1 pseudogene is annotated in these 243 nt (G+C 45.3%); it reads left to right on the forward strand.

The features are described 5' to 3' along the window. Nucleotides 1–117 precede the first annotated feature (117 nt). Nucleotides 118–243: pseudogene (locus K5R16_RS22405) on the forward strand (inorganic phosphate transporter); the annotation flags it as partial.

The raw sequence follows: 243 nt of genomic DNA on the forward strand, positions 1-243 counted from the left end.
CTACATGCTTAAGACCTTTAGTGATTGTCACAAGTGACATCACAAAGCCAGCAAGTGCCATATAGAAAGGCACATAACGCTTAGCATTTTCTAATGGGTTGTCAGTATTGAAGATGAGCTTCTGCACTAGGCTGGCCTGTTTCAACCACTCACTCTATTGTTGGTGCCATTGTTGGTTTCGCAGCAGTCGGTGTAGGTACTGAAGCAGTTGAATGGGGCAAAGTTGGCGGTATCGTAGGTTCT

The sequence above is a fragment of the Shewanella sp. c952 genome (assembly GCF_019654975.1).
GTDB lineage: Bacteria > Pseudomonadota > Gammaproteobacteria > Enterobacterales > Shewanellaceae > Shewanella.